The sequence below is a fragment of the Streptomyces sp. NBC_00080 genome (assembly GCF_045041255.1).
GTDB lineage: Bacteria > Actinomycetota > Actinomycetes > Streptomycetales > Streptomycetaceae > Streptomyces > Streptomyces coriariae.
Window position 1 is genome coordinate 8,731,208 of record NZ_CP108235.1, and the last position, 24,704, is coordinate 8,755,911.

Consider the following 24,704-nt stretch of genomic DNA (forward strand, 5'->3'; position numbering starts at 1 on the left):
GGCGGGCGGCAGTCGACACTGATGACCGCGTTCCACGCCCAGGAGGTACTCATGACCACCGACGGATTCACCACGTGTCTCTGGTTCGACGGCCAGGCCGAGGAAGCCGCCCACTACTACGTCTCCGTCTTCAAGAACTCCACCATCGGCGACATCGGCCGCTACAACGAGGCCGGTCCCGGCCCGGCCGGATCCGTGCTGGCCGTGGAGTTCACGGCCAACGGGCAGAAGTTCGTCGGCATCAACGGCGGCCCGCAGTTCACCTTCAGCGAGGCGATCTCCTTCCAGATCCACTGCGCGGACCAGGCGGAGGTCGACCACTACTGGACCAGGCTCACCGAGAACGGCGGCGAGCCCGGCCCGTGCGGCTGGCTCAAGGACAAGTACGGCCTGTCCTGGCAGGTCATCCCCGACGGACTGATCGAGATGATCAGCGACCCCGACCCGGAGAAGGCCACCCGCACCACCAAGGCCATGTACGCCATGGGCAAGCTCGACATCGCCGCTCTGAGGAAGGCCTACGACGGCGAGTAGGGACCGGTCGGCGAGGGCGCGTCGGCGGTCCGGGCCTCGGCCAGGATCTCCCTGATCACATGCCGGGAGTTCTCCGCGAGCGGCGGATTGGTCTCCCAGTAGTACGGCAGCTGGATCAGCGAGATCGACAGTGCCCAGCCCCGGCCGCGGGCCCACTCGGCGTCGTCCGCGCCCACCGCCTCCCGGAAGGTTCCGCGGGCCGAGGCGGGCAGCAGGTTCCAGGCGACGATCAGGTCCACGGCCGGGTCACCCACCCCGACGCAGCCGAAGTCGATCACCGCCGTCAGCCGTCCGTCCCGGACCAGCACGTTCCCGGGCATCAGGTCTCCGTGGGCCCAGGCGGGCGGTTGCGTGTGCCCCGGCGCCCGCAGCGCCTCCTCCCACAGAGCGGTGACCGCGGTGGTGTCGATCCGCCCCGTCAGCCGGGCGAGGGCGTCGCGGGTGGGGGTGTCCCGTTCGGCGAGCGGGACACCCCGGTGGTTCGGCGGCCCGCCCCGCGTCTCGATCCCGCGCAGGGCGGTGACGAACGCCGCCAGGTCCGCCGCCAGCGCCCGGGGCCTCTCGACGGCGCCGGCGACCGGATTGGCGCCGTCCAGCCAGTGGTAGACCGACCAGGGCCAGGCGAACCCCTCACCGGGCCCGCCCAGTTCCAGCGGCACGGGCGCGGCCACGGGCAGCCTCGGCCCCAGCCGGGCCAGCCAGCGCTGTTCGTGCGCCACGCTCTCGACGGCGCGGGGATGCCGGGGCAGCCGTACCACCTTGTCGGCACCCAGCCGGAACATCGCGTTCTCGGTCCCGGAGGAGTCCAGCCGCCGCACGGGCAGCCCGGCCCACCGCGGGAACTGGCCGGCGACGAGCCGGCTCACCAGCGGGGCGTCGAGGTCGACCTCGTCTGCATGCATCTTCACCGCGCACATGCGACCCATTGCAGAGGACCGGCCTCGCCGCTGTCCAACGGAATTCAGACCCGGTCGGCCGCGATCAGCAGGTACTGGAAGCTGCCGTTGCGGTAGGCGTTCAGGAACGTCTCCTCGATGCCGGTGACCAGGTGGTCGGCCCGACTGCGCAGCTCCCAGTAGGGGATGGCCGCCTCGGTGAGGTCCTCCACATGGACCGGCACCAGCCGGTTGCGGGCCAGCGCCCGGAAGTACGCCGAGCGCGGATGGATGTCACAGATGTAGTGGGCGTTGATGAGCGACACCTCGCGCGAGGCCTGGCCGTAGGCGTCGTTGTAGCAGCCCGTGATGACGACGTAGCGTCCGCCGCGGCGCAGCAGCCGGGCGTGCTCGGCGAACAGCAGGTCCAGCTCGACGTACATCGTCGACTCGTTGTTCCACGAGGCCGCGTAGGCGCCGGTCTCCAGACGGGTGTCGAGCATGTTGCGGTGGTGGTAGCGCACCTGGTCGTCGATGCCCCGCTTGCGCGCCTGCTCGTTGGCGAACTCGGCCTGCTTGGCGGAGATGGTGACGCCGTCCGCGCGGCAGCCGTAGCGCAGATGGGCCGTGACACTGCCGCCGCCGCGTCCGCAGCCGGCGTCGAAGACGCGGTCGGCGGGGGTGAGCCGGCCGAGGCGTGCGGCCAGTAGTTCGGCCTGGGCGTGCTCCAGCCGGTGCAGTTCGGCGGTGATGCGTTCCCGGCGCAGTTCCGCGTCGCGTTCGTCGAGCACGGCCCAGTCCGCCTCGCCGACGCCGTAGTGATGGTGGTAGAGATCGTCGATTCTGCCGAGTTCGAGGTTGACCGGGTTCTCCTCGGCGTTCCAGTAGTCCGCGACGCGGTTCTGGTACGTGGACTGGGTGGGCACCGGGACGGTCTTGGTGCCGGCGTCGTGGGCTGTGGTCAACAGTGGCTCCTCATGGTGCTGTGCGTGACGATGTGTCAGAGAGGGTGCGGTCACCAGTAGTCGGGCAGGTGGTAGCGGTGGGTGTTGGTGGCGTGCCACTCGTGGTTGCCGGCCACCCAGTCGGACAGTCCCTGGAGATAGCGCTCGACGAGCGGCGAGGTGGCGGCGAGCACCGCCGAGTCCTCCTCGAACGCCTCCATGAGCTGGTTGTGGATCTCGACCGACCGCAGATAGGCGGCCTTCAGCCCGCGCCGGTCGTTGGCGGCCACGACCTGCGGCAGGTTGAGATGGGTGGGGTCGGACGCCAGCTCCCTGGTGAAGGAGTACAGGTCGTTGACGATCGTGGTGGCGTTGCAGGCCAGCGCGGTGACCCGTTGGATCTCCGGACGGGCGTACAGCTGCTCGGGCAGTTCGTAGCCGTCGACCGCGTCGACGATCGACAGACACGGCCGGAAGTTGTTGAACTGCCGCATCGTCAGGTACTCCCAGATCCGCGGCACGTACCGCGTCTCCCCCCAGGCCGCCTCGCCGAGGTAGCCCAGGTGCAGCCGGGCGATGTCGTGCACGAACCGGTCGGTCTGGCTGGGGGTGGCCAGGGCCGCGTAGTCCTTCAGCGCCCAGTGGTACGAGCGCAGCGGACCGTCGGCCTGCACCCCGCGTGCCCACTCCTCCTGGAGGTCGGGCGGGCCGTGGTAGGGGTCGAGCGCCGACTGGGCGATGATCAGCCGGCCGCCCAGTCCGCTGCGCGAGCCGCCCTTGTCCTCGTCCTCCTCGCAGTAGCAGTTGTCGACGATGTTCTCGGCCAGCAGCAGCTTGCCGGCCACGGTCAGGCGCTCCGGGTCGAGCGCGCGCGGATGCTGGAGCACCACGGCGCGGCCGAACTGGAAGCCCGCGAAGTCCCCGTTCCAGGCCACCGGGAACAGGTCCAGGCCCCGGGCCCACTCCTCCAGCCTGCGGTCGATCTCCGCGGCCTTCTCCGGGTCGGCGGGCTCCACCTTCCGGTAGCGCAGACCGGGGACCGCCCCGCCGCGCCGGGCCCGCATGCCGCGGGCGAGGTTCGGTGGGCCGGGCAGCGCACTCCCGGTGCTCGTGGGCGTGCTCATCGCCGGCTCCCCGCCGTCACTCGGCCGTCCGGCCGACCTGGACGTTCTCCAGGACCCCGGCGGCGTCCGGCACCAGTACGGCCATCGAGTAGTAGGCGGTCACCAGGTAGCGGATGATCGAGTTGGCGTCGATCCCCATGAACCGTACGTTCAGGCCGGGTTGGAACTCCTCCGGGATGCCCGTCTGGTACAGGCCGACGACCCCCTGGTCCGCCTCGCCGGTGCGCAGCGCGATGATGCTGCTGGTGTGCTGCGGGCTGATCGGGATCTTGTTGCAGGGGAAGATCGGCACCCCGCGCCAGGCCGGGATCTCGTGCCCCTCGACGGTGGCCGTGCCCGGCACCAGACCGCGCCGGTTGCACTGTCGGAAGAAGGCCGCGATCGCCTTGGGATGGGCGAGGAAGAGCTTGGTCTTGCGCCGCATCGACAACAGGTCGTCCATGTCGTCCGGGGTCGGCGGCCCGGTGAACGTGCTGACGCGCTGGCCGTGGTCGATGTTGTGCAGGAGCCCGAACTCCCGGTTGTTGACCATCTCCCACTCCTGCCGCTCGCGGATCTCCTCCACGGTCAGGCGCAGTTGCTGCTCGGTCTGGTTCATCGGGTTGTTGTAGAGGTCGGCGACCCGGGTGTGGACCTTCAGCACGGTCTGGGTCAGCGACAACTCGTACTCCCGGGGCGAGAGTTCGTAGTCGACGAAGCCCGCCGACAGTGTCGGCTCTCCGGTGTGGCCGGCCTGCACCGGCACTTCGGCCTCGCCCTTGCGGTTCATCGGCAGCTGCTGCCGGGCGGCGTAGGCCTCCAGATGGGCGGCGAGGGACGGCACCCGCCCGACGAAGTCCCGCAGCACGTCCCAGGGCAGTGCCAGCAGCACACCCGAGGTCTCGGCGCGCACCGAGCTCAGCCACAGCGGGTCGTCCTGCCCGAGGGCCTCGTCGCCGAGCTGGTCGCCGCCGGAGACGACCCCGACGATCTCCTCCTCGCCGTACTTGCCGGCGGTGAAGCGGGTGAACCTGCCGTGCACCACCAGGTAGGTCTCGGTGACCGGCTGGCCGGCCTCGAAGACGACCTGACCGGCCCGGACCTCCCGCGTCTGGAAGCGGGAGGAGAGTTCCGCCAGGGTTCCGTTGTCGGAGTAGCCCCGCAGCACGGGCAGCTCGGTGAGGGTCTGCGGGATGACCCGTACGGCGTTGCCGCCGTTCTGCTCGAACTGCACCCGGCCCCGGCCGACACGCAGCTGGAGACGCCGGTTGACTCGGTAGGTGCCGCCCTTGACGTCCACCCAGGGCAGCATCCGCAGCAGCCAGCGCGAGCTGATGGCCTGCATCTGCGGTTCGGACTTGTGCGTGGTGGCGAGCTGGCGGGCAGCCTGGGTGCCGAGACTGGTGAGCTGTGCGTCGGTGGTGGGTTCGGGGGCGGGTTCGTCCAGGGCTGGACCGGTGGCGCTGTCCGGTGTGGACACATTCCCTCCAGGAAGGTGCGCGGAGACGGGCGGACCGTTCGAGAAGCTCGGTTCGGAAGATCCGCTCGCACCAGCCAAACACCCTGTGTGACGGACGGGTACGGCGTGAAGGGGGCGGTTTCATGGTCTGAAGGGTGCAAACCTCCCTGATGGGGCGGAAGGTGCCCGGTGTGTGCCACCGCTTCCTCCGTGTGCTCCCGCGCGCCGGAGCGCTCAGGGGTCACTCTGGGTTACCCGTGTGTTCGGCGCGCGAGCGGACGGCCGGATGGCTAGCGTGAGGAACCGGACAACCCGTCTCACCGGAAGGCTGCGGTCATGGTCGTACGTCCAGAGGGAACCCCTTGTTGGGCCGACGCGATGTTCAGTGACGTGGAGGGCGCCAAGACCTTCTACGGCGAGGTCCTCGGCTGGACCTTCGGCGACGCGTCGTCGGAGTACGGCAACTACACACAGGCCTACGCGAACGGCAAGGCGGTCGCCGCCGTCGTCCCGCCGATGCCCGGCCAGGAGGGCCAGTCGCAGTGGTGCCTGTACTTGGCCTCCCCGGACGCCGCGGTGACCGCCGGCAAGATCCGTGAGAACGGCGGCGAGGTGCTGATGGAGCCGATGCGGGTCGGTGACTTCGGCACGATGTGCCTGGGCCGCGAGCCCGGCGGCGCCGTGTTCGGCGTCTGGCAGGCGGGCGTCCACGAGGGCTTCGAGGCGCCGCCCGAGCAGCCCGGCGCCTTCTGCTGGGCTGAGGTCTTCACCCGCGAACCCGAGAAGACGGACGCGTTCCTCCCGGCCGTGTTCCCGTACACGGCGAAGCAGATGCAGGACGACGCGGTCGACTTCCGGCTGTTCGAGGTCGACGGCGACACGGTCCTCGGCCGCATGAAGATGACGGACGAGTTCCCGCCCGAGGTGCCGTCCTACGTCAACGTGTACTTCACGGTCGACAACTGCGACGACGCCGTGGCCAGGGCCACCAAGCTCGGCGGCGTCCTGCGCTTCGGCCCGATGGACACCCCGTTCGGACAGTTCGCGGCGATCAGCGACCCGCAGGGCGCGAGTTTCTCCGTGATCGACGTCACCACCACCGCGGGCGACATGCCGCAGACCACGGAGGTGTCCTAGCCACCCGGCGGGGCGTCGGCGCGGCCGTGGCATGATCGGGCACATGCGTGAACGAGTGGTGGCCGCGTGCGACGGGGCTTCGAAGGGAAATCCGGGACCGGCGGCCTGGGCCTGGGTGGTCGCGGACGACGCGGAGGCACCGGCCCGCTGGGAGGCGGGGCCGCTCGGCAAAGCGACCAACAACATCGCCGAACTCACCGCGTTGGAACGCCTGCTGGCCTCCACCGACCCGGCGGTGCCGCTCGAGGTCCGGATGGACTCGCAGTACGCCATGAAGGCCGTCACCACCTGGCTGCCGGGCTGGAAGCGCAACGGCTGGAAGACGTCCGCCGGGAAGCCGGTGGCCAACCAGGAGCTCGTCGTCCGCATCGACGAACTGCTCGACGGCCGCTCGGTCGATTTCCGCTATGTGCCCGCCCACCAGGTCGACGGCGACCCGCTCAACGACTTCGCCGACCGCGCCGCCAGCCAGGCGGCCGTCGTCCAGCAGCCGGCCGGCAGCGAGCAGGGCTCCCCGGAGCCGCCGGCCTCGCCGGACACCCCGAAGGGGAAGTCCGCGAAAACCGGCCGCTCCGCCGGGGGCAAGTCCCCCCGGCGGAGCGGTGGTTCGGCGTCCCGCACGCTCAAGGCCAAGTTCCCCGGCCGCTGTGTGTGCGGCCGCCCGTACGCGGCCGGCGAGCAGATCGCCAAGAACGCGCAGGGCTGGGGGCACCCGGAGTGCCGTACGGCGGACGCCGACGCGGGCTGAGCGGCGCGCGGGTCACAGCACGACGCCGCGCCAGCCTCCGGTCTCCAGACCGCGCTTCTCGATGAACTCCTTGAAGCGCTCCAGGTCACCCTTGGTCTGCCGCTTCACGAAGCCCAGCTTGTCGCCGACGGTCTCGGTGACGCCCTCCGGCTGGAACTCCAGCTGGAGCATCACCTTGGTGTGGCTGTCGTCGAGCCGGTGGAAGGTCACCACACCGGCCTGCCGGGCCTCGCCGGAGACCGTGGTCCAGGCGACCCGTTCGTCCGGGATCTGTTCGGTGATCTCCGCGTCGAACTCCCGGCGCACGCCGTTCACACTGGTCACCCAGTGGGTGAGCGTGTCCGTGCGCTGCTCGATGCGGTCCACCCCGCTCATGAACGCCGGGAACGTCTCGAACTGCGTCCACTGGTCGTAGGCCGTGTGCACGGGCACGCCGACCTCGATGGATTCCTCGACCTGCGACACGATCGTCTCCTCCTTCGTCCTGCTGGTTCGTCTCGTCGCTGCGTGTCCGTCGCGGGTACCCGTGGCCGGCCGGGCAAACCGACGGGTGACGATCAGTCGGTGTCGAAGGTGTAGTGGGCGGTGTGATCGAGAAGGTCCGCCGGGGTGGTGTCGTTCCAGGGCTTCATCGTCTCGTGGAGGTCGACGACGTCCGGCGTACCGCCGCCCGGGAGGTAGGTGGACCCGGGGTGCCGGCGCTGCCACTGGGCCCACAGCTTGTCGATGTAGGCGTGGTGCAGCCAGAACACCGGGTCGTTGGGGGAGACCCCGGTCGCCATCTGCCCGCCGACCCACACATGGACCCGGTTGTGCAGATTGACCCCGCGCCAGCCCTCCAGGTGGTTGCGGAAGCCGTCGGAGCCGCTGTTCCAGGGGGCCATGTCGTAGGTCGCCATCGACAGCACCGACTCGACCTCGGACCGGGTCGGCAGCTCACGCACGCCCGTCCCCAGCGCGCGCCGGAGGTAGCCGCGGCCGTCCACCCGGACGTTGACGGCCCAGTTGCCGGCCGAGGCGGCGAACGGACCGTCCATCACCTGGCCGTCGCGGCTGCGCCCGCTGCCGCCGAGGAAGTCCGGCGCCCAGAGCGAGGAACGCGGGGAACGGTCGGTGGACCAGTCCCAGTACGGCAGCGCCACCGAGGCGTCCACCGACTGGAGCGCCCGCTCGAACTCCAGCAGGAATCTGCGGTGCCACGGCAGGAAGGAGGGGGAACGGTGGCCGGTGCGCTCGCCGTTGTCGGTGTCACCGAGGATGAACCCGTTGTGGGTGGTGACGAAGGCGTCGTAGCGGCCGCTGCGCTTGAGCTGGAGGACGGCGGCGACGAAGCGCCGCTTCTCGTCGGAGGTCAGGGACGCCTGGTTCTTGCGGACGGTCATGTGCGGTGCTCCAAGTGTGCGCGTAAGGGGGCGGTCGGCCGGTCAGCCGGCGGGGAACGGGACGAGTCGCGCGCCCTGGAGCTCGTCGACCGCGGCGCGGGCGGCGGCCCGCGGGGTGGGCACCGGGTCGTAGTGGCTGACCACGCTGATCCAGGTCCCGTCGGCGTTGCGCATCACGTGCAGTTCGACCCCGTCGACGTACACGCCGTAGCCGCCGCCATGGTGATGGCCGCCGCCGTCGGTGGGCCGGCCCTGTATTCGGCGGCCTTTGTAGACCTCGTCGAAGGAATCGGGGGAGCCGTGCGAGTCGTGGTGACGGTCGTCCGCCCGGGCGGCGGGGACGGCGACGAGCGCGGCACCGGTGACGGCGGCCGCCGCGGTGAGTGCGCGACGACGGCTGAGTTCCGGCATGCGGGACCTCCTGGGATGCGTTCGGTTGACGACCCCGTATGCCTATCGACCTGGGGGAGAAAGGGAGAAATCGCCCGAGAGAGGTTGGCTGTGATCAGGACAATCAATTACATGTCGTGCAATCTTGAACGAAGATGATCTTGTTGCGAGCGGGGGGTCGGGCCGGGCGGAAGGGGCAATTCCTTTCCGTGAACGCACCGGTTCCGGTGATCTTTCGCGCGCCGACCCCTCCGCGGTGGTGTGGCCCACGTGGGGAAAGTGGCGTGATCGGGCAGGTGGGGCGTCCCGGCGCGGGCATCGCGCCCTGCTACCCTGCGTCGTCAATCAACCACGTCTGGTAACTCCCGGGAGTGAGCGTGAAGGTCGCCTGTGTCGGCGGCGGGCCCGCCGGCCTGTATCTCTCGATCCTGCTCAAGCGCCAGGATCCGTCCCACGACGTCACCGTCCACGAGCGCAACCCGGAGGGCTCGACCTACGGCTGGGGTGTCACGTACTGGCAGGGACTCCTCGACCGGCTCCGCGTCTGCGACCCCGAGTCGGCGAGCGCGATCGAGGCGGAGTCGGTCCGCTGGAACGAGGGCGTCGCCCACGTACGGGACCTGGCGACCCGTCAGCCGGGCGACGAGGGGCACGGCATCGGCCGGCACAAGCTGCTGGAGATCCTCGCCGCCCGCGCCCGCGCCCTCGGCGTGCGGCTGGAGTACGAGAGCGGGATCACCGCCGAGAAGCTGCCGGACGCCGATCTCGTCGTGGCCGGCGACGGCGTCCGCAGTGTCCTGCGCACGCACCACGCCGACGACTTCGGCCCCGAACTCACCCCGGGGCGCAACTCCTACATCTGGCTCGGCACCACCAAGGTGTTCGACTCCTTCACCTTCGCCTTCGTGGAGACCGAGCACGGCTGGATCTGGTGCTACGGCTACCCCTTCAGCTCCGAGCAGAGCACCTGCGTCATCGAGTGCGCCCCCGAGACCCTGGCCGGACTCGGCCTCGACCGGGCGAGCGAGGGCGACGGACTGGCCCGGCTCGAGAAGCTCTTCGCGCACATCCTCGACGGCCGGCCCCTGATCGGCCGCGCCGCCGCCGACGGCAGCACCCAGTGGCTGACCTTCCGTACCCTCACCAACCGCAGCTGGTACCGCGGCAACCTCGTCCTCCTCGGCGACGCCGCCCACACCACCCACTACTCGATCGGCGCCGGGACCACCCTCGCCCTGGAGGACGCCATCGCCCTCGCCGGCGCCCTGCGGGAGAGCGCCGACCTGTCGACGGCCCTCGCCCGCTACGAACAGGAACGCAAGTCCGCCCTGCTGTCGCTGCAGAGCGCCGCCCGCTACAGCGCCCAGTGGTACGAGAACCTCACCCGCTACATCCACCTCCCCCCGGAGCAGATGTTCGCCCTGCTCGGCCAGCGCCACTCACCCCTGCTGCCCTACGTCCCACCCCAGCTGTACTACCGGCTCGACCGGGCCGCCGGGCAGCTGGGGGCCCTGCGGCGGTTCAAGCGCTGGCTGGGGCCGAAGCTGGCGCGCGGCGCGCACGCCAGGGCGCTGACTTCGCGAAAGTAGCCGGGAGACCGTCACGGCGACCCGGACGGGCATGGGGTGAATGGCAATTCACTGATACGGGGAATTCCCATTCACCCTATTTCGCTTCCTTCAGGTCGCTGGAGTGTCCATGGCGTCGCCCGCTCCGATACCCGCCCGGGCAGAGGGAGCAGCCGGTCCGCGGGCCCGGCTCACCATCCGGGTCCTGGCGTACTGCGGCATTCTCATGGCGGTCATGCAGACCGTCGTCGTTCCCCTGCTGCCCGATCTGCCCCGGCTGACCGGCGCCTCGGCGGGCGCGGTCTCCTGGATGGTGACCGCCTCGCTGCTGTCCGGCGCGGTCCTCACCCCCGTCCTCGGCCGCGCCGGGGACATGTACGGCAAGCGGCGGGTGCTGCTCGTCTCGTTCGGCCTGATGGCCGCCGGCTCGGTGATCTGCGCCCTGACCTCCGACATCGGCGTGCTGATCGCGGCCCGGACGCTCCAGGGCGCCGCGACTTCGGTCGTCCCGCTGTCCATCAGCATCCTGCGTGACGAACTGCCGCCGGAACGCCGGGGATCCGCCGTGGCGCTGATGAGCTCCACCGTGGGTGTCGGCGCCGCGCTCGGCCTGCCGGCGGCGGCCGTGGTCGTGCAGTACGCCAACTGGCACGTGATGTTCTGGGTGACCGCCGCGCTGGGTGCGACCGGGGTCGCGCTGATCCGCTTTGCGGTGCCGGAGTCGCCCTTGCGCGAGCCCGGCCGGTTCGACGTGACGGGTGCGCTCGGGCTGGCGGCCGGGCTGATCAGCCTGCTCCTCGCCGTGTCCCAGGGCGGCCAGTGGGGCTGGGGGAGTGCCCGGGTCGTGGGTCTGTTCCTCGCCGCCGTGATCGTCCTCGGCCTGTGGTGGTGGCAGCAGCTGCGCGCCGAACAGCCCCTGGTGGACCTGCGGTTGGTGTTCCGGCCGAGGGTGGGCCTGTCCCACGTGGCGGCGCTCCTGACCGGTTTCGCCTTCTACGCCAACTCCCTGGTGACCGCCCAGTTGGTGCAGGCGCCCGAGGCCAGCGGGTACGGGCTCGGGCTGTCCATCGTCCAGACGGGCCTGTGCCTGCTGCCCGGCGGCATCACCATGCTGCTGTTCTCGCCGCTCTCCGCCCGTATCTCCGAAAGACGCGGGCCGCGGATCACCCTCGCCCTCGGTGCCGCCGTCATCGCCTCCGGGTACGCCCTGCGCATCGCCGACAGCCGCGACCTGTGGATGATCATGGTGGGGGCGACGGTCGTGGCGACCGGCACCACCCTCGCGTACTCGGCGCTGCCCTCGCTGATCCTGCGTGCCGTCCCGCCCGGACAGACCGCCTCGGCGAACGGCTTCAACGTGCTGATGCGCACCATCGGCCAGGCCACCTCCAGCGCCGCCGTCGCCGCCGTCCTCGTCCACCACACCGGCCTCGTCGGCGGGGCACCGGTGCCGACCCTGCACGGCTATCTGCTGGCGTTCGGCGTCGCGGGCGCGGTGGCCCTGGCCGCGTGCGCGGTGGCGCTCACCATCCCAGGCGACGCCGGACCGCAGGACACCCGGCGGGTCCGCGGCCGTACCCGCTCCGTCGGCGACGGGGCGCTGGAGGGAGCATGAGTGCCGTGAGCACTCCATCCGACGCCTCGGCCGCGACCCGGCCGCCGGGCCCCGCCCGTCGCGACGCCGAGGCGACCAAGGCGGCGATCCTGCGCGCGGCCCGGTACTTCCTCGCCCGGCAGGCGCACGCCGACATCACCCTCAAGGCCGTCGCGGAACGCGCCGGGGTGAGCGCGCCGCTGGTCCTGAAGTACTTCGGCAACAAGGACGCCCTGTTCGCCCGGGTGATGTCCTTCGAGGAGGACGCCGACGCCCTGCTCGACGCCCCGCTGGGGGAGCTGGGCGCGCACATGGTCCGGCAAGTGGTGGCGAGCCAGCGCGAGCGCGGCGCCGACCCCGTGCTGCGCATCGCGTTCGCGCCCCTGCACGGCGACCACGGCGACATCCTGCGCGCCAACTTCCGCACCCAGGTCACCGAACGCCTGGCCGCCCGCCTCACCGGACCCGACCCGGGGATCCGCGCCGAACTCGCCGTGGCCACCGTGCTCGGTCTGGGCGTGATGTTCGGCATCGCCCGCGGGAGCGAGCTCAGGGCGACGCCGGTCGAGGACATCGTCGCGCGGTACGGGCCGACGGTGCAGGCCCATCTGGACGCTCCCTGACCGTTCGGCGCCACGGCGTCGGGGTGGGGGGATCGGCCGGGCGCCGGGGCGACGGCCACCGGTGGGGCCGGTGGACCAGGAGCCGGGCCGTGCGGCGTCGCTCGCGGCAGGACGACCCGGCCCGGCCGCAGCAGGGAGGTCAGGGGGCGAGGGCCTGCTCGAGGGTGGGGTGGCAGGTGATGAGGTCGTCGATGCCGACCAGTCGCAGGACGTGCAGGACGGGATTCTGTGCGGCGGCGATGCGCAGCCACCCCTCGGTGCCGCTGACGGCCTGGTGGGCGGCGACCAGGACGTTGATGCCGCTGGAGTCCATGAAGGTCACGCCGCCGAGGTCCACCACGATCCGTGACGGCGCCGCCGCACCGCCCTCCGGGAGCAGGGCGTGGCCGAGGACGTTCTTGACGTCGTGGTCGATCTCGCCCCGCACGACGACCACGCGCACGTCGCCGACCGTGCGGTGTACGACGGAGAACCGGTCGGGCCGGGCCGTCTGCTCGATGTCGCTCACCTTGGGCTCGACCGGGCTCGGGTCCGCCCGAGGGCGGGGCGGGTGTGGATGATTCCGCTCCACCGCTCGGACCGCGGGCACTCGGGCGCCCGGGCCGAACAAGATGCCGTCGGCCCCGCCGCCTCTCCCCGCCATTCGGTCTCCATCGGCCCCTCGGCTTTCCTCGTTCTCCCGAGGGCGCTCTCCCGTGCTGCCCTCATTTCTGTCGCCCGAGACCATACCTCACGATCTGGAGCATGAAAATCTACCTTGACGAGAGTAGACATTAATTGATGGCGTGATTATGGTTTCTCTCGTGCCCCAGAGAGAACGCGGGACCCGGCAGGCATGAACTGCCAGGCGGCGGTGCGGCGGTCGCCGTGTGCAGGACGGAGCGGCGGCGGACTTCCGAAGTGAGGGTGGTTGCAGGACATCGGTGGTGAGGTGGTCTCCGGTCGAGCAACCGCGAACCCGGCACGCCCGACTGCGCCTCGGCCGGGTCCGCGCGAACAGAAGGCCGGCGCGGTAGAAGGGCCGGCGGATGGTGTGGCGGTTCCTTGGGGCCCTGGCGCCGTACGGTGCCAGGGCTCCGCTACGCGTTCCACCGGCAGGGGCACGTGACGGCGGACGACTCCGGCGGCCGTCTCGAAGACGAGGACCACCCGGCCTCGTCACCCCGCTGCGGCTCCGGGGGCGAACACCGTCGTGCCATCTGCGGACGGCCGGCTTCCGACCCGCGGCCCGCGGCGACGCGCCGAGCCGCACTCCCCCGCCGATCTCGGAACCAGAGCGCATGATCGTGAAGACAGGGTGTACACCGAGCCGTGAAGGGGCCGCTGTGACCGCAAGAGGACCGGACGCGGGGCGGGCCGCGCGCGTTCCCGGGGGCGCGAGTCGCCGGGGCGGGGCGATGACTCTGGCGGGGACACTGGCCGCGGCGGAGACCGCGGCGCCCGTGGAGTCGCTCGACGTGGTCGCGCGCATGCTCAAGGAGCACCTCGGGGCCGCGGCGGTGTCGTTCCTGATCACCGACTTCACCGGCGGATCGGTCGTACGGCTGGGGGCGGCGGGCAGCGTCGACACCGATGAACCCGCCCGGCGCATCCCACTGCGCGGCACGCTGTACGACGATGTGATCCGCACCCAGCGGCCGAGCGTGGAGGACAGGGGCGAGGGCGCGCTGGTGCGGATCGTCGCCCCGGTGACCAACCGCGGGGACGCCATCGGGCTCCTCGAACTGTTCCTGCCCGCGGCGCCGGACGCGGAGGTGATGGGGGAGATCGGCGAGACCGCGCACGCCCTGGCGTACATCGTCATCGCGAACCGGTCCTACACCGACGTGTACCAGTGGGGCCGCCGCACCGTCCCGCTGAGCCTGGCCGCGGAGATCCAGCACCGGTTGCTCCCGGCCTCGCTGGCGTGCGAGGCGGCGCAGTTCGCCGTGGCCGGGGCGCTGGAACCGGCCGACCACGTCGGGGGCGACACCTTCGACTACGTGATCGACCGGGACACCGTCCAGCTCTCCGTCACCGACGCCATGGGGCACGATGTCGACGCCGCGCTGCTGGCCACCCTGTTGGTGGGCGCCCTGCGCCGCGCCCGGCGGGCCGGTGGCGACCTCGCCGAACAGGCCCGCCAGGCGGACCAGGCCATGCGCGAGCACGGCCGCCAGGGCTACGTCACCGGCCAGCTCCTGCGCATCAGCCTGATCGACGGCAGGACCGAGTTCATCAACGCCGGGCACCCCTGGCCCCTGCGGATGCGCAACGGACAGGTGAGCGAGATCACCCCGAAGATCGACATGCCGTTCGGTTTCCACGCCCCGCACACCTACCGGGTCCAGTCGCTGGACCTGCGGCCGGGCGACCGGTTGGTGATGCTGACCGACGGCATGCTGGAGCGCAACGCCAACCGCCTCGATCTGTCCGGCCTGATCGTGCGCACCCGCGATCTGCATCCCCGCGAGGCCGCCCGCACCCTCATCGCGGCGATCGTCGACGCCAACAACGGTCGCCTGCAGGACGACGCGACCGTCATGTGCCTGGACTGGCACGGCACCGGCCACTCCCGGCGCGACGCCGACACCGGCGCCGACCTCACCGGCGCCTCACGACCGTCGAGGACGGAAGGAACCACTCCCGGGTGACGACTGCGGGCGCAAGGGAGAGCCCCGTCGATACGCACGGCAGCCCGGAGCGGCCCGTTCCGCACCGGGTCACGGCGGATGACAGACTGTCGTCATGGACGAGCGCGAATTCGGTAGGTCTGGTCAGCACGCATCCGTCGTCGGTCTCGGCACCTGGCAACTGGGCGCCGACTGGGGGGACGTGGACGACAAGGAGGCGCTGACCGTTCTGGAGGCGGCGGCCGAGTCGGGGGTGACCTTCTTCGACACCGCCGACGTCTACGGCGACGGACGCAGCGAGCAGACCATCGCCACGTTCCTGAGCGGCCGGCCCGACCTGCACGTGCTGGTCGCCACCAAGATGGGCCGCCGCGTCGACCAGATCCCCGAGAACTACGTCCTGGACAACTTCCGCGCCTGGAACGACCGCTCCCGCCGCAACCTCGGCGTCGACCGCGTCGACCTGGTGCAGCTGCACTGCCCGCCCACCCCCGTCTACTCCAGCGACGAGGTCTTCGACGCCCTCGACACCCTCGTCGAGGAGGAGCGCATCGCGCACTACGGGGTCAGCGTGGAGACCTGCGCCGAGGCCCTCACCGCGATCGCCCGGCCGGGGGTGGCGAGCGTGCAGATCATCCTCAACCCGTTCCGGCTGAAGCCCCTGTACGAGGTGCTCCCGGCGGCCCGTGAGGCCGGCGTCGGCATCATCGCCCGCGTCCCGCTCGCCTCCGGCCTGCTCTCCGGCAAGTACACCAAGGACACCGTCTTCCCGGAGAACGACCACCGCGCCTACAACCGGCACGGCGAGTCCTTCGACCAGGGCGAGACGTTCTCCGGCGTCGACTACGCCACCGGCGTCGAGGCCGCCGTCGAGTTCGCCGCCCTCGCGCCCGAGGGGTACACGCCGGCCCAGCTGGCGCTGCGCTGGATCATCCAGCAGCCCGGCGTGACCACCGTCATCCCGGGCGCCCGCTCACCCGAACAGGCCCGCGCCAACGCGGCCGCCGCCAAGCTCCCGGAGCTGACCGGGGAGACCCTCGCGGCGGTCCGCGACCTCTACGAGCGGCGCGTGAAGGAGCAGGTCGAGGGACGCTGGTAGCCGGAAGCGGGGCGGCGGACGGAGAGAACAGCCGTTCACGGGGTACTCGCCGGGAGAGAGGGGACCGACCACTCGAACGGGAGGACAGCACCGGTGACGGACACGGCGGCGAAGGCCGAGCAGCGCAAGGGGCGGGACGAGACCGAGGAGGAGAGAGCCGACCGTATGTGGGGGGAGCTGATCCAGGAGATCAGGGTCGCCCAGACGGGCGTGCAGATCCTCTTCGGCTTCCTGCTGACCGTCGTGTTCACCCCGCGCTACGCGGACCTGCAACACGTCGACCAGGTCATCTACATCGTGACCGTGGTCCTGGGCGCCTGCGCGACGGGCGCCCTCATAGGTCCCGTCTCCCTGCACCGCCTGGTCTCCGGGCGGCGGGTGAAACCGCAGGCGGTGCGGTGGGCGTCCCGGCTGACCTTCGTGGGCCTGCTCCTGCTGCTCGCCACCATGACCGCCTCGCTGCTGCTCATCCTCCGCGTGGCCACCCACGACGTGTTCGTGCCCTATCTCGTCGCGGGTGTGTTCACGTGGTACGCGCTGTGCTGGTTCGTGCTGCCGCTGTGGACCCGCCGCCGCTACACGACGGACTGACACCGGACACGCGCCGACGCCGGACTAACCGGCTTCGGGCGCGGCGCCCCGGGCACCACGCAGCGCGGTGATGCAGCTGCCGATCGCCTGCTGGAGCTCCTCCAACTGCTGGACCATGTCGTCCTCGTAGAACTCCTGCGCGTCGACGTCGTCGAAGGTGAGCTCCTCGAACACCTTCGTCGCCCGCTGGAGGCTGCTGTAGAACTTCGTGCGCCGCTCCTGGACGCGCAGCTCGGGGTCGGCCTCGACGGTCTCCACGACCAGGCTCTTCATCGTGTCGTAGGCATCGCTCGCCCACTCGCCCGCGTCCTCGTCGTCGTTCAGCTCGTCGAGCAGCGAGAGGTGGCGTTCGGCCTCCTGGCGCAGCTCGGCCGGCGCGTCGAGGGTCTGTCCCGCGGGCGTCTTGATCTGGCCGGACTCGGCGATCTGACGCACGTACCCGATGCGGTCGGCCGAGCGGCTCTCGGTGGCCACGGCCTTCTTGAGGTCGTCGGTGCGTACGACGTCCCGGGCCAGCTCGATCTGGAGATCGGGGTCCTCCTTGAGGCGGTCCAGGAGGGCGGCGCGGGCCGCGCGGGCGGTCGACGGGTCGGCGAGGATGGCGGCGCGCAGCGCGGTGGGGTTCTCCGCGACCTCCAGCGCCTTCGTCGGACGGATGCCCTCGGCCTCGGCGGCCTCCGCGATGGCGGTGCCGCGCTCCGAGCCGGCGCTGGACCGGGAGACGTAGTAGGTCAGCCACACCTCGGCGTCCGGCAGCTCGACCTCCTGGCCCGGCGCGAGCTCCTCGAAGTGCGGGACGAGACCGTCGTCCGCCGCCCGGTCCCAGGCCTTGTAGTACCGCATGACGCGCTCGGGGGAGCAGCCGGCCAGTTCGGCGAACTCCTTCGCCGACACCTTCGGCGTCTCGTCCGCGCTCTGCCCGCCCGGCCGGACGCTGCGCGCCACCATCAGGCCGAAGGCCCACCCGCCGGTCCGCGCGTAGACGCCGAACTCACGTGCGTCCCGCGCCACGAGGTCGGACAGGGGCGCGGGGGACGTCTCGGGGGACGTCTCGGGCAGGTCGATCGCCAGGGTCACGGATGACTCTCCTCTGCGGGCGGCTGGACATAGGATCGGCACTGCGAAAGTGCAGACCGGCAGCCTATATGCACCTCTTGGCGATGCTTTGCCGGACCCGCGTGCGGGCCGCGCGGCCCGTCAGCCGAAGGCCTTCCGCAGCGCGGGCAGCAGGGTCCTCTCCGACCAGTCCAGGTAAGCGGGCTGGCTGTCCCCGCCGATCTGCACCAGGGCGATCTCCGTGAACCCGGCCTCGGCGTAAGGGCGTACGGCCTCGACGAAGTCGTCCGGATCGTCGCCGCAGGGGATCGAGGCGGCGACGTCGTCGGGCGTCACGAACTGGGTCGCCGCGTCGAAGGAGTCCGGGTGCGGCAGTTCGGAGTTCACCTTCCAGCCGCTGCCGAACCAGCGGAACTGGTCGTGCGCCCGCTGCACGGCCGCGTCCCGGTCCGGGCCGTGGCAGACCGGAAGCTGGCCCACCCGCGGCTTGCCCGCGCCGCCGTGGCGGTCGAACGAGGACAGCAGGTCCGCCTTGGGCTCGGTGGCGATCACGAGGTCGGCCAGCCGGCCCGCGAGTGCGCACGAACGCTCGCCGGAGACGGCGATGCCGATCGGCGGCGGCTCGTCGGGCAGGTCCCACAACCGGGCCGAGTCCACGTCGTAGTGGGTGCCGTGCCGGGTCACATGCCCACCCTCGAACAGCGCGCGGATGATCTCCACGGCCTCCTCGAACATCTCGTGCCGCACGTCCACGGAGGGCCAGCCGCCGCCCACCACATGTTCGTTGAGGTTCTCCCCGGAGCCCAGGCCCAGCCGGAAGCGCCCCTCGGACAGCAGCTGCATCGTGGCGGCCTTCTGCGCCACCACCGCCGGGTGGTAGCGGAAGGTCGGACACGTCACGTACGTCATCAGCGGAATGCGTGACGTCGCCTGGGCGGCGGCGCCGAGCACGCTCCACGCGTACGGCGCGTGGCCCTGCGAGCGCAGCCACGGAAAGTAGTGGTCCGAGGTCACCGAGAAGTCGAAGCCCGCCTCCTCGGCCCGCACCACGTGGTCGACCAGGTCACGAGGGCCGGCCTGTTCGGTCATCATCGTGTATCCGATTTGCACCATGGGGCCCGAGTCCCCGGCCGCCCGGGGAGGAAACAAGCGCCCGTGACCGGAAACGACCGTCGATCATCGTCGTCGTCCGGGAGAGGATGCGGGTATGAGCGCCCGCCCGCTGCCTTCGAGCCCCCCGTCCGCCCAGGGCGTCGACGCCACCGGCGTTCTCGCCTTCCTCGACGCCGTCGAGTCCACCGAGGCCATCGAGCCGCACAGCCTGATGATCCTGCGCCACGGTCGCCTCGTCACCGCCGGCTGGTGGCAGCCGTACACCCCCGACCGGCCGCATCTGCTGTACTCGCTCAGCAAGAGCTTCACGTCCACGGCCGTCGGGTTCGCCGTCGCCGAGGGGCTGATCGGACTCGACGCCCCCGTGCTCTCGTACTTCCCGGAGCTCGACGCGGAGATCACCGACCCGCGCAGCCGCGCGATGCTGGTGCGGCACGTGGCGGCGATGGCGAGCGGGCACGAGGAGGAGACGTACGACCGGGCGCACGCGCTCGACCCCGACGACCTCGTCCGGGGCTTCCTGCTGCTGCCGCCGGACCACGACCCGGGAACCGTGTTCGCGTACAACCAGCCCGCCACCTACGCGCTCGCCGCGATCGTGCAGCGCGTCACCGGAGAGTCGCTCACCGCGTATCTGCGACCGCGGCTGCTGGATCCGCTCGGCATCGGCGAGGTCGCCTGGCTGACCGACCGCTCCGGCCGCGAGATCGGCTTCAGCGGGCTGCACGGCACCACGGACGCGATCGCCCGGCTCGGACAGCTGTACCTGGACGGAGGCGTGTGGGAGGGCGAGCGGCTGCTGTCCGAGGAGTGGGTGGCCGAGGCGACCCGCGAGCACACGGCGACGGCGCCCGGTGTGACGGCCGACGCGGACCGCGCCGACTGGGAGCGCGGTTACGGGTTCCAGTTCTGGCGCTCCCGGCACGGCTACCGCGGCGACGGGGCCTACGGACAGTTCTGTGTGGTCCTGCCCGAGCACGACGCCGTGATCGCCACGACGGCGGCGACCGACGACATGCAGGCCGTGCTCACCCTGGTCTGGGAGCACCTGCTGCCCGCGTTCCGGCCGGAGCCGCTGACCGGCCGGGAGGACGCCGACGCGGTCCTCGCACGGCGCCTGGCGCACCTCGCGCTGCCCCAGGCCCCCGGCGCGCCCGCGCCGCCCGAGCGCGGCGCGCAGTGGTCGGGCGCCGAGTTCACCCCCCGCGGCGGAGTCTGCGCCGACCAGCCCGAACTGACCGGAGCCGTCGTCACCGGGGGCCCCGACGGCTGGACGCTGAGTCTCGTCGAGGAGCCGGGGGACCGGCGGCTGGCGCTGCCCCTGGGGCCCGGCGGCCGCCAGCCGGGCGAGGAGCAGCCGCCCACCGCGGTGAGCGGCGGCTGGACCGACGGCGACACCCTCGCGGTGCATGTCGTGTTCCTCGAGACCCCGCACCGCCTGCGGGTGACCTGCTGCCTCGCCGACCGCACGTTCACCGCCCGCTGGGACACGAAACCGCTGCACGGCAGCCCGCTGCGCAGGCTGCGCGCTCCGCGTCGGGCACCCCGGTCAGGCGGCTGAACCCGGCCGGAAGGTCCGCAGGAACGTGTCCAGGGCCTCGCGGTTGGCGCTCTTGCCCCAGTCCGCCGCGGGTGTCGTCCAGCGCAGCGAGAAACTGCGCTGCCCGCCGAGGAGGAAACCGCGGCCGAACGTGCGCACTTGGGCGCCGTCGACGTCCACGAGCCACTCCATGTCGGCTGCCTTGTACCCCTGGTACGTCGTCGCCTCGATGTCGCCGATCCGACGGAAACCGTCGTCCTTCCTCAGGTTGGGCTCGACGTCCTCGCGCCAGACGGCCACCGGGTCCGGTCCGGCGCTCTCGCTGTAGGTCACCGCGAGGGTGCGCGGATCACCGGTCGCCCCGAAGGTGACGCGGTACGCCGCATCGGTGCCGCGCGTGGTCTCCAGCGGCTTCCAGCCCTTGGGGAGCGCGACCGAGAAGCCCTCGGGCGCGCGGTACACGCGGTAGCCCTCGGGGAGGGCGTCGGCGGTGGCGGGCGCCGACGGGGAGGACTCCGGGGACTCGCCGGGCGACGGGGTGCCCGACGCGGTCGGCGTCGGAGTCGGCGCCGCGGAGTCTCTTTCGCCGGCGTCCTCACCGGGTGTCGCGGCGGACGCGGACGGCCGGGCCTGCGCGCCGCCCCCCGCGGTGTCGTCGGTGTCGGGCGCCTGGTGGGTCACGGCGAGGGCGGCGGCCGCCACGGTGACGACGGCCAGCGCCGTCCCGGCCGCCATGGCCCGGCCGCTCCACCGCGGACCGACGTACCGGGCGGCGGCACAGGCCCGCTTCAGCCGGGGGGCCTGCATGACGGCGTGCGGGTCCTCGTCCAGTACCCGGGTGAGGGACTGGCGTACGACCGTCCTGGTCAGCCGCTCCCGGGAGTCCTTGCGCAGCAGCCCCTGCACGGTGGGCGTGAGTGAACCGGCCCGCAGCGGGGTGCGCAGCGGCAGCCGGTCCACCCCCTTCAGCGTGCTCTCGGGCCGGTCCCTGTCCCGGTACGGCGGCCGCCCCTCGACCATCGTGTACAGGATCGCGCCCAGCGCCCACAGGTCGGCCGCCGGGCCGATCCGGTCGTCCCGGGCCTGCTCGGGGGAGGCGTACGCCGGGGCCGCCACCCGGGGGGCGAGGGTCGCGCCGGCCAGTCCGAACCCGGTGAGTACGAGGGGGCCCCGGGCCCGCACGAATATCTGACCGGGGCTCAGCTCGCCGTGGGTGATGCCCTCGCCGTGCGCGACCTCGAGCACGTCCAGCAGCTGCAGCCCGATCGACGCAGCCCTGGCCGGACTGAACGCCCCCTTCTGATCGAGGAGTTGACCCAGCGGCAGACCGTCGATCCACTCGGTGACGGTCCACAGGGAACCCGCCTCCTCCACGGCGTCGACGACCGTGGCGATCCGGCCGGGACACAGTCGCGCCATCGTCTCCGACATGCGCAGGACCCGGTCGGCGGCCTGGCGGGCCTTCTCCTCGCCCTGGCCGGCCGGCAGCCCGATCCTGGTGACCAGGCAGGGCCGGGCCGTCCCGGTGTCCTCGACGTACTCGCCGTACCAGCCGACGCGGTTCGTCTCCCGGTGTACGACGTCGATCAACCGGTACCTCCCGGCGACCCACTCGTGCGTGGAGACGTGCGTCTTGACCATGGCCATCCCTCGCTGAACCGCCGGCACTCACCTTTCCCAGTGGTACGACCGGCGCGAGGGGGTCCGTTCAATTGGACCGCAACTCCGGTGTGATTTCTGTCTTTTATTCAAAAAGGGCGTCGCTTTGAGTCGAGTGCATGTACGAGAAAGGGAATTGCCGGGGGCCGTCCTGCGTCCGTCCTGCGGTGTAACCAGCGGTAAACAAGCCCTCCGGCACTCGTCCCGGTTCTCGGGAACGGCCTTCCCGACCGCGCCGCATTCCTGCTCGGCGGCCTTCCCGGCGATTTTCCCCAGCAGGCGGAGTCGCCCCGGTACAGCGGCCCGGTCGGGAACCGGCAGCAGCGCATTGCGCGAGCTCGGCCGGTCCGGGTCAGAGGTCCCGGCGCACCGCGAAACCGATCAGGGAGCGCAGGTCGCGTACGGCGCCGGGGGCCAGCGGGGCATCCGCCAGCGCCGACTCGGCGGCGGCGACCTGCCGGTCCGCCTCGGCCAGTGCCGCGGCCCGGCCGCCCGCCGCCTCGGCCAGCGCTGCCGCCTCACCCGGGTCGCCGTCCCGCTCCAGAAGCAGGGCCAGCCGACGCGCGGCGGGAGCGGGTGAGTCCAGCGCGGCCAGCACCGGGAACGTCTTCTTCCGCTCGCGCAGATCGCCGTGCACGGGCTTGCCGGTGACCGAAGGGTCGCCCCAGATGCCCAGCACGTCGTCGACCACCTGGAACGCGACTCCGAGATGCCGTCCCGCCCGGTCCAGCGCGGCCGCCGCGACCGGGGACGCGCCGGCCAGCACGGCCCCCAGTGCGGCCGCACAGCCCAGCAGCGCACCGGTCTTGCCCTCGGCCATCGCCCGATAGGCGTCCGGTCGCACCCGCTCGGGACCCGACCAGGGTCGCGCGGCGAACAGCAGGTCGTCGGCCTGCCCGCGGACGAGGTCCCCCAAGGCGCCGGCCAGCAGGCGTACGGCGTCGGTGCCGGCCGGGGGCGGCTGGAGCGCGAGGGTCTCCACCGCCAGGGCGAACAGGGCGTCACCCGCCAGGACCGCCGGTCCCGTGCCGTACGCCTTCCACACCGTGGCACGTCCACGCCGGGTCGGGTCGCCGTCCATGATGTCGTCGTGGAGCAGGGAGAAGGCGTGCACCAGCTCCACCGCCACCGCCGCGGGCACCCCGGCCCGGGCGGGCCCACCCGCCGCCTCGGCGCCGAGCACCGCGAGGGCCTGCCGTACGCCCTTGCCTCCTGAGTCGGCCGCGGGCACCCCGCCGACCCCGCACCAGCCGAAGGAGTAGCCGGCCATCTCGCCCACCCAGGGGTGCGTCCGCCCGACGGCCTCCATGAGCGCGGGTCGCACCAACGCCCGGCAGCGGGCGAGGATCTGGGGAGCGCGGGACCGGGTCGCGGTGGCTTCCCGCACCGTCGTGCCGAGCGCCGTCACCGGCCGACCGCCGCGTGCTCGTCGGAAACCCTGGGTGCGGGTGCGGGTGCGGGTGCGGGTGCCGGTGTGGGTGTGGGTGCGGGAGTCGGCTCCGGTGCCGGAGTGGGGGTCGGTACCTCGCCCTGTGTCGCAGTCGCAGTCGCTGTCGCTGTCGTTGTCGTTGTCGCCGGGGCCGACGTCTCGACCCCCAGCTCGGTCTGTGCCCGGGCGACCATCTCCCGTGCGTGTCGCAGCCCGATGCGCTCCAGCTCCCGCGCCAAATCGGCCAGTTCGGCCGCCGTCTCCCCGCGGTCGCGGCCCAGCCGGGCCAGCGCCTTCGTCAGGCCGAGCCGGGAGAGTGCCTCGCCTCGCGGCTCGCCCATGGCGCGGAACTCGTCGAGCGCCTGCGTGTACAGCCGCCGCGCCTCGGGATAACGCCCCGCCCGGTACAGGACGTTGCCGCGCATCTTGTGGTTGTAGGCCAGCGCGCCGGTCAGGTTCATCGCGCGGCAGGACTCCTCGGCCTCCGTCAGCAGGTCGAGCGCGCGTTCGGTGTCCCCGTCCCGTGCGGAGACGATGTCGGCCAGCCCGCGCAGCGCCCAGGCGTGACCGCGGCGGTCCTCGGCGCCCTCGGCGATCCGGGCCGCCTCCTCGAAGAGGGCGTACGCCGTGTCGTGGTCGCCGGAGTTGCGGTGCATCTGCGCGATGCCCTCCAGGGCCCACACCGTGTGCCGCGCCTCGCCGCGCCTGCGCGCCTCGGCCAGCAACTGCTCGTGCAACCTGCCCACGGCCTCGTAGTCGCCCTGGATGCGCCCGGTCTCCGCCAGCCCGGCCAGCGAGTAGCCGCGGACCACGATGTCGCCGCCCTGCTCGCCCAGCTCGGCCGCGAGCCCCAGCAGCCGCCGGGCCAGCGGGAACGCGCCCCGCTGCCGGGCCAGGGTGCCGCCGCTCCACAGGGCCCACGCCATCGCGGCGATGTCACCGGCGTCCCGAGCCGCCCGGTAACTAGCCTTCCAGGCCCGGTCGGCCTCCCGCACCTGTCCCAGACGCCGGTGCGCCTCGGCGACCGCGAGCCCCGAGCGGGCCGCCTCGCCGTGTTCCCCGGCCTGCTCCGCCGCCCGCAACCGCTCGGTGCCGACGGCCAGTACGTCGTCCAGCGAGGAGTTCACGGACAGGGTGGTGAGAGCGCCCTGGTACTCCGGGGCGAATGCCTTGCCGTACATCGGTTCCCTTCGGCAGACCACCGGGTGTTCACGTATGCACTCTGTGTATACACGGTGGGTATAGTGC

At 71.8% G+C, this 24,704-nt stretch carries 23 protein-coding genes; 10 read left to right on the forward strand and 13 right to left on the reverse strand.

Features of this window, described 5'->3' with window-relative positions; genetic code table 11:
* Window positions 1-51: 51 nt before the first annotated feature.
* Window positions 52-534: a VOC family protein gene (locus OHU34_RS39025; RefSeq protein ID WP_142268732.1), complete on the forward strand. Its 483-nt coding sequence runs from the start codon at window positions 52-54 to the stop codon at window positions 532-534.
* Here the strand turns inward: OHU34_RS39025 and OHU34_RS39030 are convergent.
* Genes OHU34_RS39030 through OHU34_RS39045 form a run of 4 tightly spaced genes read right to left on the reverse strand, consistent with a single transcriptional unit; the run spans window position 519 to window position 4,936 of the window.
* A complete protein-coding gene (locus tag OHU34_RS39030; RefSeq protein ID WP_142268731.1) occupies window positions 519-1,451 on the reverse strand; it encodes an aminoglycoside phosphotransferase family protein in 933 nt (310 codons plus the stop codon). The two genes, OHU34_RS39025 and OHU34_RS39030, sit on opposite strands and share 16 nt — an antisense overlap.
* Before the next feature lie 44 nt (window positions 1,452-1,495).
* Window positions 1,496-2,374 (reverse strand): geranyl diphosphate 2-C-methyltransferase, encoded by an 879-nt coding sequence (locus tag OHU34_RS39035; protein WP_142268730.1) that lies wholly within the window; start codon window positions 2,372-2,374, stop codon window positions 1,496-1,498.
* Between the two features lie 50 nt (window positions 2,375-2,424).
* On the reverse strand, window positions 2,425-3,477 hold the full coding sequence (locus tag OHU34_RS39040) for a family 2 encapsulin nanocompartment cargo protein terpene cyclase (protein ID WP_405770944.1): 1,053 nt from the start codon (window positions 3,475-3,477) through the stop codon (window positions 2,425-2,427).
* A 16-nt stretch (window positions 3,478-3,493) separates the two neighbouring features.
* A complete protein-coding gene (locus OHU34_RS39045; RefSeq protein ID WP_142268728.1) occupies window positions 3,494-4,936 on the reverse strand; it encodes a family 2B encapsulin nanocompartment shell protein in 1,443 nt (480 codons plus the stop codon).
* A 357-nt stretch (window positions 4,937-5,293) separates the two neighbouring features.
* Here OHU34_RS39045 and OHU34_RS39050 point away from each other — a divergent pair, with 357 nt between their 5' ends.
* Complete coding sequence (locus tag OHU34_RS39050) at window positions 5,294-6,052, forward strand: VOC family protein (RefSeq protein WP_405770947.1); 759 nt, start codon at window positions 5,294-5,296, stop codon at window positions 6,050-6,052.
* A 31-nt stretch (window positions 6,053-6,083) separates the two neighbouring features.
* Window positions 6,084-6,800 carry a ribonuclease H gene (locus OHU34_RS39055; RefSeq protein ID WP_142268726.1) on the forward strand — a complete coding sequence of 239 codons (717 nt, stop codon included), beginning with the start codon at window positions 6,084-6,086 and terminating at the stop codon, window positions 6,798-6,800.
* A gap of 12 nt (window positions 6,801-6,812) precedes the next feature.
* On the opposite strand, the gene OHU34_RS39060 is transcribed toward OHU34_RS39055, so the two are convergent.
* The 3 genes from OHU34_RS39060 to OHU34_RS39070 form a co-directional block, all read right to left on the reverse strand.
* Window positions 6,813-7,265, reverse strand: coding sequence for an SRPBCC family protein (locus OHU34_RS39060; RefSeq protein ID WP_142268725.1), 453 nt, complete (start codon window positions 7,263-7,265; stop codon window positions 6,813-6,815).
* 92 nt (window positions 7,266-7,357) lie between these two features.
* On the reverse strand, window positions 7,358-8,182 hold the full coding sequence (locus OHU34_RS39065; protein WP_142268724.1) for a tyrosinase MelC2: 825 nt from the start codon (window positions 8,180-8,182) through the stop codon (window positions 7,358-7,360).
* A gap of 42 nt (window positions 8,183-8,224) precedes the next feature.
* Window positions 8,225-8,593 (reverse strand): apotyrosinase chaperone MelC1, encoded by a 369-nt coding sequence (locus tag OHU34_RS39070; protein ID WP_142268723.1) that lies wholly within the window; start codon window positions 8,591-8,593, stop codon window positions 8,225-8,227.
* A gap of 350 nt (window positions 8,594-8,943) precedes the next feature.
* On the opposite strand from OHU34_RS39070, the gene OHU34_RS39075 reads away from it, so the two are divergent.
* From OHU34_RS39075 to OHU34_RS39085, 3 genes are all read left to right on the forward strand, one after another.
* Window positions 8,944-10,161: an FAD-dependent monooxygenase gene (locus OHU34_RS39075; RefSeq protein WP_405770952.1), complete on the forward strand. Its 1,218-nt coding sequence runs from the start codon at window positions 8,944-8,946 to the stop codon at window positions 10,159-10,161.
* Window positions 10,162-10,270: 109 nt separating this feature from the next.
* A complete protein-coding gene (locus OHU34_RS39080; protein WP_405770954.1) occupies window positions 10,271-11,755 on the forward strand; it encodes an MFS transporter in 1,485 nt (494 codons plus the stop codon).
* A complete protein-coding gene (locus OHU34_RS39085; RefSeq protein ID WP_405770957.1) occupies window positions 11,752-12,357 on the forward strand; it encodes a TetR family transcriptional regulator in 606 nt (201 codons plus the stop codon). The genes OHU34_RS39080 and OHU34_RS39085 overlap by 4 nt, the downstream gene beginning before the upstream one ends.
* Window positions 12,358-12,496: 139 nt before the next feature.
* On the opposite strand, the gene OHU34_RS39090 is transcribed toward OHU34_RS39085, so the two are convergent.
* The gene (locus OHU34_RS39090) at window positions 12,497-12,865 is read right to left on the reverse strand and encodes an STAS domain-containing protein (RefSeq protein ID WP_142268719.1); all 369 of its coding nucleotides are present in this window, start codon (window positions 12,863-12,865) and stop codon (window positions 12,497-12,499) included.
* 889 nt (window positions 12,866-13,754) lie between these two features.
* Here OHU34_RS39090 and OHU34_RS39095 point away from each other — a divergent pair.
* From OHU34_RS39095 to OHU34_RS39105, 3 genes are all read left to right on the forward strand, one after another.
* A complete protein-coding gene (locus tag OHU34_RS39095) occupies window positions 13,755-14,990 on the forward strand; it encodes a PP2C family protein-serine/threonine phosphatase (protein WP_142268718.1) in 1,236 nt (411 codons plus the stop codon).
* A gap of 94 nt (window positions 14,991-15,084) precedes the next feature.
* Window positions 15,085-16,068: an aldo/keto reductase gene (locus OHU34_RS39100; RefSeq protein WP_230193725.1), complete on the forward strand. Its 984-nt coding sequence runs from the start codon at window positions 15,085-15,087 to the stop codon at window positions 16,066-16,068.
* Between the two features lie 165 nt (window positions 16,069-16,233).
* The gene (locus tag OHU34_RS39105) at window positions 16,234-16,659 is read left to right on the forward strand and encodes a DUF6328 family protein (RefSeq protein ID WP_142269895.1); all 426 of its coding nucleotides are present in this window, start codon (window positions 16,234-16,236) and stop codon (window positions 16,657-16,659) included.
* Between the two features lie 24 nt (window positions 16,660-16,683).
* Here OHU34_RS39105 and OHU34_RS39110 read toward each other — a convergent pair whose 3' ends face one another.
* Window positions 16,684-17,736 carry a hypothetical protein gene (locus OHU34_RS39110; RefSeq protein ID WP_142268716.1) on the reverse strand — a complete coding sequence of 351 codons (1,053 nt, stop codon included), beginning with the start codon at window positions 17,734-17,736 and terminating at the stop codon, window positions 16,684-16,686.
* A gap of 120 nt (window positions 17,737-17,856) precedes the next feature.
* Window positions 17,857-18,828, reverse strand: a complete 972-nt coding sequence (locus OHU34_RS39115; protein WP_142268715.1) for an LLM class F420-dependent oxidoreductase — start codon at window positions 18,826-18,828, stop codon at window positions 17,857-17,859.
* Between the two features lie 94 nt (window positions 18,829-18,922).
* Between OHU34_RS39115 and OHU34_RS39120 the strand changes: the two genes are divergently transcribed.
* Window positions 18,923-20,389, forward strand: a complete 1,467-nt coding sequence (locus OHU34_RS39120) for a serine hydrolase domain-containing protein (RefSeq protein ID WP_405770962.1) — start codon at window positions 18,923-18,925, stop codon at window positions 20,387-20,389.
* On the opposite strand, the gene OHU34_RS39125 is transcribed toward OHU34_RS39120, so the two are convergent.
* The 3 genes from OHU34_RS39125 to OHU34_RS39135 all read right to left on the reverse strand — a co-directional run bounded on the left by OHU34_RS39125 (window position 20,378) and on the right by OHU34_RS39135 (window position 24,637).
* A complete protein-coding gene (locus tag OHU34_RS39125) occupies window positions 20,378-22,015 on the reverse strand; it encodes a protein kinase domain-containing protein (protein WP_142268713.1) in 1,638 nt (545 codons plus the stop codon). The two genes, OHU34_RS39120 and OHU34_RS39125, sit on opposite strands and share 12 nt — an antisense overlap.
* A 364-nt stretch (window positions 22,016-22,379) precedes the next feature.
* The gene (locus OHU34_RS39130; RefSeq protein ID WP_142268712.1) at window positions 22,380-23,435 is read right to left on the reverse strand and encodes a polyprenyl synthetase family protein; all 1,056 of its coding nucleotides are present in this window, start codon (window positions 23,433-23,435) and stop codon (window positions 22,380-22,382) included.
* Window positions 23,432-24,637, reverse strand: coding sequence for a tetratricopeptide repeat protein (locus OHU34_RS39135; protein WP_405770966.1), 1,206 nt, complete (start codon window positions 24,635-24,637; stop codon window positions 23,432-23,434). The genes OHU34_RS39130 and OHU34_RS39135 overlap by 4 nt, the downstream gene beginning before the upstream one ends.
* Window positions 24,638-24,704: the final 67 nt, after the last annotated feature.

Bases quoted from the DNA above. Each gene is read 5' to 3' on its own strand.
- OHU34_RS39025 (WP_142268732.1), top strand. From the start codon at position 52: ATGACCACCGACGGATTCACCACGTGTCTCTGGTTCGACGGCCAGGCC.
- OHU34_RS39030 (WP_142268731.1), bottom strand. From the start codon at position 1,451: ATGTGCGCGGTGAAGATGCATGCAGACGAGGTCGACCTCGACGCCCCG.
- OHU34_RS39040 (WP_405770944.1), bottom strand. From the start codon at position 3,477: ATGAGCACGCCCACGAGCACCGGGAGTGCGCTGCCCGGCCCACCGAAC.
- OHU34_RS39050 (WP_405770947.1), top strand. From the start codon at position 5,294: ATGTTCAGTGACGTGGAGGGCGCCAAGACCTTCTACGGCGAGGTCCTC.
- OHU34_RS39055 (WP_142268726.1), top strand. From the start codon at position 6,084: ATGATCGGGCACATGCGTGAACGAGTGGTGGCCGCGTGCGACGGGGCT.
- OHU34_RS39065 (WP_142268724.1), bottom strand. From the start codon at position 8,182: ATGACCGTCCGCAAGAACCAGGCGTCCCTGACCTCCGACGAGAAGCGG.
- OHU34_RS39070 (WP_142268723.1), bottom strand. From the start codon at position 8,593: ATGCCGGAACTCAGCCGTCGTCGCGCACTCACCGCGGCGGCCGCCGTC.
- OHU34_RS39080 (WP_405770954.1), top strand. From the start codon at position 10,271: ATGGCGTCGCCCGCTCCGATACCCGCCCGGGCAGAGGGAGCAGCCGGT.
- OHU34_RS39085 (WP_405770957.1), top strand. From the start codon at position 11,752: ATGAGTGCCGTGAGCACTCCATCCGACGCCTCGGCCGCGACCCGGCCG.
- OHU34_RS39095 (WP_142268718.1), top strand. From the start codon at position 13,755: ATGACTCTGGCGGGGACACTGGCCGCGGCGGAGACCGCGGCGCCCGTG.
- OHU34_RS39100 (WP_230193725.1), top strand. From the start codon at position 15,085: ATGGACGAGCGCGAATTCGGTAGGTCTGGTCAGCACGCATCCGTCGTC.
- OHU34_RS39105 (WP_142269895.1), top strand. From the start codon at position 16,234: ATGTGGGGGGAGCTGATCCAGGAGATCAGGGTCGCCCAGACGGGCGTG.
- OHU34_RS39115 (WP_142268715.1), bottom strand. From the start codon at position 18,828: ATGGTGCAAATCGGATACACGATGATGACCGAACAGGCCGGCCCTCGT.
- OHU34_RS39120 (WP_405770962.1), top strand. From the start codon at position 18,923: ATGAGCGCCCGCCCGCTGCCTTCGAGCCCCCCGTCCGCCCAGGGCGTC.
- OHU34_RS39125 (WP_142268713.1), bottom strand. From the start codon at position 22,015: ATGGCCATGGTCAAGACGCACGTCTCCACGCACGAGTGGGTCGCCGGG.
- OHU34_RS39135 (WP_405770966.1), bottom strand. From the start codon at position 24,637: ATGTACGGCAAGGCATTCGCCCCGGAGTACCAGGGCGCTCTCACCACC.